The sequence below is a fragment of the Quadrisphaera sp. DVD1 genome (assembly GCF_058932755.1).
Window position 1 is genome coordinate 22,216 of the sequence record NZ_JBZYWI010000023.1, and the last position, 8,362, is coordinate 30,577.

At 76.5% G+C, this 8,362-nt stretch carries 10 protein-coding genes; 2 read left to right on the forward strand and 8 right to left on the reverse strand.

Going from position 1 to position 8,362, the window contains the following annotated elements:
- Positions 1-10: 10 nt before the first annotated feature.
- The 3 genes from AC5FZL_RS04460 to AC5FZL_RS04470 are packed head-to-tail and all read right to left on the reverse strand — an operon-like array spanning position 11 to position 3,518.
- Entirely contained in the window at positions 11-856 is an 846-nt protein-coding gene (locus AC5FZL_RS04460; RefSeq protein WP_493617358.1) for a transglutaminase family protein, read from the reverse strand.
- Positions 853-1,779 (reverse strand): alpha-E domain-containing protein, encoded by a 927-nt coding sequence (locus tag AC5FZL_RS04465; protein ID WP_493617359.1) that lies wholly within the window; start codon positions 1,777-1,779, stop codon positions 853-855. The genes AC5FZL_RS04460 and AC5FZL_RS04465 overlap by 4 nt, the downstream gene beginning before the upstream one ends.
- Positions 1,773-3,518: a circularly permuted type 2 ATP-grasp protein gene (locus tag AC5FZL_RS04470; protein ID WP_493617360.1), complete on the reverse strand. Its 1,746-nt coding sequence runs from the start codon at positions 3,516-3,518 to the stop codon at positions 1,773-1,775. The genes AC5FZL_RS04465 and AC5FZL_RS04470 overlap by 7 nt, the downstream gene beginning before the upstream one ends.
- Before the next feature lie 178 nt (positions 3,519-3,696).
- Between AC5FZL_RS04470 and rpsT the strand changes: the two genes are divergently transcribed.
- Positions 3,697-3,966 (forward strand): 30S ribosomal protein S20, encoded by a 270-nt coding sequence (gene rpsT, locus AC5FZL_RS04475; RefSeq protein WP_493617361.1) that lies wholly within the window; start codon positions 3,697-3,699, stop codon positions 3,964-3,966.
- 93 nt (positions 3,967-4,059) lie between these two features.
- Here the strand turns inward: rpsT and AC5FZL_RS04480 are convergent, their stop codons facing one another.
- Positions 4,060-4,749 (reverse strand): M23 family metallopeptidase, encoded by a 690-nt coding sequence (locus AC5FZL_RS04480; protein WP_493617362.1) that lies wholly within the window; start codon positions 4,747-4,749, stop codon positions 4,060-4,062.
- Between the two features lie 57 nt (positions 4,750-4,806).
- Positions 4,807-5,280 (reverse strand): MarR family winged helix-turn-helix transcriptional regulator, encoded by a 474-nt coding sequence (locus AC5FZL_RS04485; protein WP_493617363.1) that lies wholly within the window; start codon positions 5,278-5,280, stop codon positions 4,807-4,809.
- 68 nt (positions 5,281-5,348) lie between these two features.
- Between AC5FZL_RS04485 and AC5FZL_RS04490 the strand changes: the two genes are divergently transcribed.
- Positions 5,349-5,582 (forward strand): hypothetical protein, encoded by a 234-nt coding sequence (locus AC5FZL_RS04490; protein ID WP_493617364.1) that lies wholly within the window; start codon positions 5,349-5,351, stop codon positions 5,580-5,582.
- Here AC5FZL_RS04490 and AC5FZL_RS04495 read toward each other — a convergent pair.
- The 3 genes from AC5FZL_RS04495 to AC5FZL_RS04505 all read right to left on the reverse strand — a co-directional run.
- Positions 5,567-6,367 (reverse strand): DUF1206 domain-containing protein, encoded by an 801-nt coding sequence (locus AC5FZL_RS04495; protein WP_493617365.1) that lies wholly within the window; start codon positions 6,365-6,367, stop codon positions 5,567-5,569. The two genes, AC5FZL_RS04490 and AC5FZL_RS04495, sit on opposite strands and share 16 nt — an antisense overlap.
- Before the next feature lie 58 nt (positions 6,368-6,425).
- Positions 6,426-7,466, reverse strand: coding sequence for a DNA polymerase III subunit delta (gene holA / locus AC5FZL_RS04500; RefSeq protein ID WP_493617366.1), 1,041 nt, complete (start codon positions 7,464-7,466; stop codon positions 6,426-6,428).
- A gap of 48 nt (positions 7,467-7,514) precedes the next feature.
- Positions 7,515-8,362, reverse strand: an 848-nt coding sequence (locus tag AC5FZL_RS04505) for a ComEC/Rec2 family competence protein (RefSeq protein WP_493617367.1), incomplete at its 5' end; no start/stop codon positions are given.

Genomic DNA, 8,362 nt, shown 5'->3' on the forward strand with positions numbered 1-8,362 from the left:
CCGCCCGGCCTCAGGCGAGGCGGGTGATGTCCACCTTGACGTGCATCGTCGACGCCGCCTGGCCCGCGTAGATGCCCTTCAGCGGCGGCACGTCGCCGTAGTCGCGCCCGCGGGCGACGATCACGTGGCGGTCACCGGGCAGCAGGTCGTTCGTGGGGTCGTAGCCGTACCAGTCGCCGGTCCACCACTCCACCCACGCGTGCGACTCCCCCGTCACCGTGACGCCGACCGGCGCGTCGGGGTCGGGGTGCAGGTACCCGGAGACGTAGCGCGCCGGGATGCCCAGGGAGCGCAGCGCCCCGAGGGCGAGGTGGGCGAGGTCCTGACAGACCCCGCGGCGCGCCGTCCACGCGTCGGCGGCGCGGGTGGAGACGTCGGTGGAGCCGGTGACGTACTCGACCTCGCGGTGCAGCAGCCGGCACACCTCCAGCGCCGCGGCGTCCGGGCCGGGCGCGGCGGCGGCGATCTCGCGGGCCCGCTCGGCGAGGTCCGCGGGCGGCCGCGTGGCGGGCGCCAGCGACAGGTGCTCGACCAGGTCGTCGAGCACCCTGGGCTCGCGCAGGAGGTCCCAGCCGCCGCCGGGCGGGTCGACCTGAGGCCGGTCCACCTCGACGGTGGAGGTGGCCACGACGTGCAGCTCGGTGTGCGGCTCGTGGACCTCGAACGCGGTCACCTGCGAGCCCCAGTAGTCGTGGTAGACGTGCTGCCACGGGCCGGGCCGCACCTCCAGCCGGGTGCGCAGGGCGGTCTGCTCGGGCGTGGTCATCGGCGTCACCCGCACCTCGTTGTACGAGGACGGCACCGAGGAGTCGTACCGGTAGCCGGTCTGGTGCTGGATCCGCAGGCGCGAGGTCATGCGGTGCCTCCCATCCAGGTCAGGGCGTCGGTGCTGGCGAAGTAGCGGCGCGTGACGGCGTCCGAGGCCGCGGTGCAGGTGCGCTGCACGCGCTCCATCTCCTCCGGCAGGTGCGCCATGACGTCGGCGAGGGGGCGGTACTCCAGCTCGGCCCGCGCGCGGCCGAGGCGGCGCTGGGCCTCGTCGAAGACGCCGGCCCGCTGGCCGCTGGACTCCAGCTCGGCCAGGCACTTCTCGGCCTGGGCGAGCGCGTGCACCACCGAGCGCGGGAAGAGCCGGTCGAGCAGGAGGAACTCCGCGGCCTCGGTGTCCGCCTCCAGCCCGCGGTAGGTGCGCAGGAACGCCTCGTGGGCCCCGCAGGCGCGCAGCAGGGTCGGCCAGCGGGTGGGCCCGCCGCGCACCGCCGTGGAGGTGACCAGGCGGGCGGTCATGTCGGCGCGCTCGATGCTGCGGCCGAGCACCATGAACAGCCAGCCGTCGTCGCGGCTCATCGTGGAGTCGGCGATGCCGGTGACGGTGGCCGTGCGGTCGCGGACCCAGGAGAAGAAGTCGTGGGGGCTCGCCGCGCGCCAGCGCCCCGAGGGCACGGAGTTGTAGGCGGTGTTGAGCACCTCCCACATCTCCGTGGAGACCGTCTCGCGGGCGCGGCGGGCGTTCTCGCGCGCCCCGCCGATCGAGGAGACGATCGAGGGCGTGGACGCCGCGTCGTAGGCCAGCACCTCGAGCACCGTGCCGCGGTCGCAGCGGGCGCCGTCCACGGGCGCGCCCATCACGGTCAGCAGCGACTCGCAGGCGGTCTGCTCGGAGGTCCAGGGGTCCTCCACGAGCAGCTGCAGCTGGACGTCGAGCAGGCGCGCGGTGTCCTCGGCGCGCTCGACGTAGCGGCCGATCCAGAACAGCGCCTCGGCGATGCGGCTCAGCACGTGCCCTCCACCCTCGCGGCCAGCAGGCCCTGCCCGTGGCGGCGCTGCATGTCCTCGTCCGGCTCGTCGACCGGCGGCCGGTGGAACACCTGCGGCACGCGCCCCGCCAGCCCCGCGGCCGCCGGCACGCGGACCGGCACGCGGGCCGGCGCGCTCTCGCGCAGGTCGACGACCTGCTGCTGCTGCTGCTCCTGGTCGGCCACGGCGACCAGGCCGGGCCCGGCGTCCGGCGGGCTGGCGTCCAGGTGCACGACCTCCCCGGGCCGCGAGGCCGGCGCGCCGGTGTCCTCCGCGCCCTGGTGGGCCAGCACCCAGGTGTCCTTGGAGCCGCCGCCCTGGCTGCTGTTGACGATGAGCTCCCCGGCCGGCAGCGCCACCCGGGTCAGCCCCCCGGGCAGCACCCACACCCGCGAGCCGTCGTTGACGGCGAACGGGCGCAGGTCCACGTGCCGGGGCGAGACGCGGTCGCCCACCAGGGTCGGCACCGTCGACAGCTGCACCACGGGCTGCGCGATCCAGCCGCGCGGGTCGGCGCGGATGCGCGCGCGGGCGGCGTCCAGCTCGGCGCGGTCGGCGGCGGGGCCGATGATGATGCCCTTGCCGCCGGAGCCGTCGACGGGCTTGACGACGAGCTCCTCGAGCCGGTCGAGGACCTCCTCGCGCGCCTCCCGCTCCTCCAGGCGCCAGGTGCGCACGTTGTCGATCGCCGGCTCCTCGCCCAGGTAGTAGCGCACGAGGTCGGGCACGTAGGTGTAGACGAGCTTGTCGTCGGCGACGCCGTTGCCGACCGCGTTGGCGATCGTCACGTTGCCGGCGCGGGCGGCGTTGAGCAGCCCCGGGACGCCGAGCAGGGAGTCGGCGCGGAAGTGCACCGGGTCGAGGAACTCGTCGTCGACGCGGCGGTAGACCACGTGCACCGGGCGCAGACCCGCGGTCGTGCGCATGTGCAGCCGGCCGCCACGGCACACCAGGTCGCGGCCCTCGACCAGCTCGATGCCCATGCTGCGGGCGAGCAGGGCGTGCTCGAAGTAGGCGCTGTTGAAGACGCCGGGGGTCAGGACGACGACGGTCGGGTCGTCGATGCCGACCGGGGCGGCGGCGCGCAGGGCGGCCAGCAGCCGCCGCGGGTAGGCGGAGACCGGGCGGATGCGCTGGTCGGCGAACGCCTCGGGCATCGCGTTGGACATCGCGCCCCGGTTGGTCAGGACGTAGCTGACGCCCGAGGGGACCCGGACGTTGTCCTCGAGCACCCGGAAGACGCCCCGCTCGTCGCGGACCAGGTCGATCCCGGCCACGTGCACCCGGACGCCGTTGGGCGGCTCGATCCCCGCCGCGACGCGGTGGAAGTGCGCGGAGGAGGTGATCACGCGGCGCGGGATGACGCCGTCCTCGATGGCGCGGCCGGGGCCGTTGACGTCGGCGAGGAAGGCCTCCAGCGCCCGCACGCGCTGGGCGACGCCGGCCTCGACCGCGTCCCACTCCTGCGCCGGGACGACGCGCGGGACGACGTCCAGGGGGAACGGGCGCTCCTCCCCGCCGACGCCGAAGGTGACGCCCTTGTCGACGTAGGCGCTGGCCAGCGCCTCCGCCCGCCCGCGCAGGTCGCGGATGGCGGTGCTGGTCAGCGCGGCGTGCACGCTCGCGCTGGCGGGCCGCACGACGCCGTCGGCGGTGAACATCTCGTCCCAGGCGCCGCTGGCGCCCGCCGCCTGGGCGTAACCCTCGAACAGGTCCGTCATGAGCGGACGGTACCGACCCGCGCGTTACAGGGGGGTGACGACGGTGGAACTCGGCGGGTCGGTGCCCCTGGGCGGGCGCTGGTAGCATGGGCGGTCGCGTGAGCGCACCGCCTCCACGGGCGCCCACCCCAGACCTGAGCACCAGCTCCACCACTGACCCTGCGACAGAGAGTTCCTCGTGGCCAACATCAAGTCCCAGATCAAGCGCATCGCGACCAACGAGAAGGCGCGCCTGCGCAACAAGGCCGTCAAGGCCGAGCTGCGCACGGTCGTGCGCTCGGTGCGCACCGCCGTCGCCGCCGGTGACGCCGACGCCGCGCAGACCGCGCTGCGCACCGCGACGCGCAAGCTGGACAAGGCCGTCTCCAAGGGCGTCATCCACAAGAACCAGGCCGCGAACCGCAAGTCCGCGCTGGCCCAGGCCGCCGCGAAGGCCACGCAGGCCTGATCGCGCCCGCACCCCTCTGACGGACCCCCGTCGCCCTGCTGGGCGGCGGGGGTCCGTCGTCGTCGGCGGGCGCCCGCGCGCCGGTCGCGGAGGTCAGCGCCCCGGCAGCGGCTCGACGACCGCCGCCTCGCCGGGGACCCCCCGCTCCCTGACCTGCGCCTCCCACCGCCCCCGCGGCTGCTCCAGGAAGCGCCGGAAGACCAGCGGCAGGCCCTGCGCGAGCCGGGCGTCCGCGCCGTCCATCGCCTGCACGTGCAGGTGCGGCTGGGTCGAGTTCCCCGAGTTCCCGCAGCGCGCGACCTGCTGGCCCTCGACCAGGCCCTGGCCGACGACGACCTCGACGGACCCGCGCTGCAGGTGCGCCAGCGCCACGAAGGCCCCGCCCCCGGGCAGGGCGATCGTCACGCGGTTGCCCGCGACGGCGTCCAGCCCCTGGCGCAGCCGACCGGCCTGGCCCAGGGCGTAGGGCAGCAGCGCCAGCTGCGAGCGCCGCCCCTCGTGGTCGGCCTCGCCGTCGTGCACCTCGGCGACGGTGCCCGCGCAGGGGGCGAGGACCGCGCGGCCGAAGCCCGTGAAGCGCTCCGGCGGCTCGGTGCTCAGCAGGGTCCGCCAGTCGCGGACGGCGGCCGTGCGGCGGCGCTCGTCGACCGCGACGAAGTCGATGGCGTAGCGCTCGGCGAACACGTCCACGCCGTGGCTCGGCACCCGCCGGGCCGGGCTGTTCTGCACGAGCCAGCGGCCGTCGAAGGGGAGGCGGACCTCCACCTCCCGGGCTGGGGCCACGGGGTCACCGTAGGACGGTCGGCCCGGTGAGGACAGGCCGGCGCGGCCGCGGGGAGGTCAGCCCGCAGCCGTCGCGGCGCCGATGACCCGCGTGAGGGTCGCGTGCAGCACGCGCAGCTCCTCGGCGTCCATGCCGAGGCGGCGGACGACCTCGACCGGCACCGCCTCGGCGCGCGCCCGCAGCGCCCGGCCCTGCGGCGTGAGGCTCACCAGGACCGACCGCTCGTCGTCGGCCGACCGCTGCTTGGTGACGAGACCGGCGCCGGTGAGGCGCTTGAGCAGGGGCGAGAGGGTGCCCGAGTCGAGCTGGAGCAGCCGCCCGAGCTCCTTGACCGACAGGCGCTCGTGCTGCCAGAGGGCGAGCATGACGAGGTACTGCGGGTGGGTCAGCCCGAGCGGCTCGAGCACCGGCCGGTAGAGCCCGATCACCGTGCGCGAGGCCACGGCCAGGGCGAAGCAGACCTGCCGGTCGAGCGCGAGGAGGTCGTCGTCGGCCACCGCTGCGGGTGTGGCGCTCGTCTCGGTGGTCACCGCCCCAGGGTATCGACCTGGGCGCGTACAGTTGAGTTGCACGCAACCGGAACGAGGAGCAGAGGCACATGGCCGAGAAGCAGTCGTGGCTGGCCCGGCTGGAGGGCCAGCTCAAGGCCGTCTACGGGCCGGCGGAGGTCAGCGACGCCGGGAAGCCGCGCGAGCGCTCCGCGAACCGGATGGACGGCGTCCAGGGCGACTTCGAGCTGCACCGCGGTCCCGACGGGCGCACCTACCTGGTGGCGCGGCCGAAGGGCGCGACCCCGCCGCCGGAGGGCGACGCGCCTCAGAGCCGTCCGTAGCGGGCGCGGAAGAAGCTGTAGACGCCGAACGCGGCGAAGCCGAGGCCCACGAGCACGAGCAGGACCGCGCCGAACGGCGCCTCCGCCAGGGTGCGCATCGCGCTGTCGAGGCCTCCGGCCTCCTGCGGGTCGGCCCGCAGGGCAGCGAGGCAGAACAGGACGCCGAGCACCCCCAGCGCCACGCCCTTGGCCGGGTAGCCGATCCGGCCGCTCCACAGCGCGGCCCGCGCGCCCGAGCGCGGCAGGGCACCGAGGTCGCGCAGGAACCGGTCCTTCAGGCCCTTGTAGACGTGGTAGCCGCCGACCCCCAGCAGCGCCAGGCCGATGACGGCGACGAGCACGCGGCCCGGCCCGCTCTGCATGAGCTGCGCCGTGAGGTCGGTGGTCTGCTGCTCGCTGGAGGAGCCGCCCCCGCGGGCGAACGACAGCGTCGTGAACGCCAGCACGAGGTACACGACGCCCTTGGCCACCGCCTTCGCGACGTCCTTCGCCTCCCCGCCGGGCGAGCGCCCGCGGGCGACCGCGTCGGTCAGCTGCCACAGCCCCAGCGCCGCCAGCGCCACCGTGGCCACCCACAGCACGACGGCGCCGCCCGGCGTGCCCGCGATCTGCGCGAGGGCCCCGCTCTGGTCGGCGCTGCCGCCGCCCTGGCCCAGGGCGACCCGCACCGCGAGGTAGCCGATGAGCAGGTGCAGCAGCCCGCTGACCGCGTACCCGACGTGCGCCACCGGCTCGAGGCGGGAGCGGAGCTGGTCGTTCGTCCGGCCTGCCGCAGCGGTGTCCACGACGGCGAGCATGGCCCTGTCCGCGCAGGTGCACCAGTAGCGGCGCCGGGAACGCGCCTCAGCCCGCCGCGCGGGCCGTGGTGATCGCCAGGACGGCGCGCTCGACGGCGTAGACCGGGTCGCGGCCGCCGCCCTTGACCGCGGTGTCCGCCTCGGCCAGCGCGGTGATGCCGTCGGCGAGGGCGTCCGGGGTCCAGCCGCGCAGCTCCGCGCGGGCGCGGTTGACCTGCCACGGCGCCATGCCGAGCTGGCGCGCCAGCTCGTGGTCGGGCCCGCGGCCGGCCGCGCCGACCTTGACCATCGCGCGCATCTTGGCGGCCAGCGCCGCGACGAGCGGCACCGGGTCGACGCCGGCCTCGAGCGCCTGGCGCAGCAGCCGCAGCGCCTCCTCGCGGTGCCCGGCGACCGCGGCGTCGGCCACCCGGAAGCCCGTGACCTCGGCCCGCCCGCCGTAGTAGCGCTCGACGTCTTCCTCCGTGATCTTCACCGCCCGGCCGCTGGCGTCCTTCGCCGGCACGTCGGAGACCAGCTGGGCGCAGGCGGCGGCCAGGGCCCGCAGGTCCGAGCCGATGGCGAGCAGCAGGGCGTCGACGACGCCGGGGGCGACGGGCCGGCGGGCCTCGCGCAGCTCCTCCTCGACGAAGGCCCGCTGCTCCCCCGCGTTCTTGGCCGGCGGGCACTCCACGACGACGCTGTCCGGCAGGGCCCGCACGGCGTCCAGCAGCTTCTTCGCGCGCTGCCCGCCGCCGTGGCGCAGGACGAGGTGGACGTCGTCCTGCAGGTCTCCCAGGGCGGCGGTGGCGTCGGCGACGAACGCGTCGCTGGCCCCCTCCACGCCGGTGGCGATGACCAGCCGCGGCTCGCCGAACAGCGACGGGCTGGTCCACAGGGCCAGCTGCCCGGCCTCGTAGGTGCCCGCCTCGATCGTCACGACCTCGATCTCGGGGTGCTGCTCGCGGGCCAGGGCGCGCACGCGCTCGACGGCGCGGTCGGCCAGCAGGCCCTCGCTGCCGCTGACGAGCACGACCGGGGCCGGCACGGCCTCGCGCCACGACCGCGACGCCGACCCGCTGCTCCTGGTGCTCCCCCGCGCTGCCACGGGGCGCAGCCTGCCACGGGGCGGTGACGCCCCGGACGGTTGGACGCCTCAGCCCGCCCGGCCCCGCGCGGCCGTCCACAGCCCCGGCCCGGACCCGCCCACGGCGACGTCCCCGCGGGCGTCGGTGCGCAGCACCGTCGCGCCGACCCGCTCGACCAGGGCCAGGGCCTGCGGCGCCGGGTGCCCGTAGTCGTTGTCGGCCCCGGCGCTGACCGTGGCCACCCGCGGGGCGAGCAGGTCGTGCAGCGCCGCGTCCTGGCGCGCGGAGCCGTGGTGGGCCACCTTGAGGACGTCGAGGCGCGCCCCGTCCCCCGGCAGCGGCGCACGGCCGAGGGCGTGGCGCAGGCCCGCCTGCGCCGACGGCTCGAGGTCGCCGAGGGCCAGCACGTGGAGCCCCGCGGCCGCGAGCGCCACGACGGCGCTGGCGTCGTTGGCCGCGGAGCCCTCCTCCTCGTCCCGCCCCGACGGCAGGGGGTCGTGGTCGGGCCACAGCACCCGCCAGGTCACGCCGCCGGCGGTGCCGCTCTGGCCGGCGCGGGCCGCGGTCACCGGCACCCCGGCCGCCGCGAGCCGGTCGGCGGCCTCGCGCGCGGGACCGGCCGGCTCGGCCAGCGGGCTGACGAGCGCCGCCGCGACCGCGCGGCCGGCCAGGACGCCGTCCAGGCCGTCGACGTGGTCGGCGTGGAAGTGGGTGAGGACCAGCAGGTCGACGCTCCGGACGCCGAGGCGGTCCAGGCAGCCGCGCACGGCGGCCGGGTCGGGGCCGGCGTCGACCACGACCGCCGAGGCGGGCCCGGAGGCCACGACGAGCGCGTCGCCCTGCCCGACGTCGCACGCCACGACCGTCCACCCCGGCGGCGGCCACGCCCCGGGACGGGTGAGCAGGGCGCGCGGCC

Bases quoted from the DNA above. Each gene is read 5' to 3' on its own strand.
- AC5FZL_RS04460 (WP_493617358.1), bottom strand. From the start codon at position 856: ATGACCTCGCGCCTGCGGATCCAGCACCAGACCGGCTACCGGTACGAC.
- AC5FZL_RS04470 (WP_493617360.1), bottom strand. From the start codon at position 3,518: ATGACGGACCTGTTCGAGGGTTACGCCCAGGCGGCGGGCGCCAGCGGC.
- AC5FZL_RS04490 (WP_493617364.1), top strand. From the start codon at position 5,349: ATGGCCGAGAAGCAGTCGTGGCTGGCCCGGCTGGAGGGCCAGCTCAAG.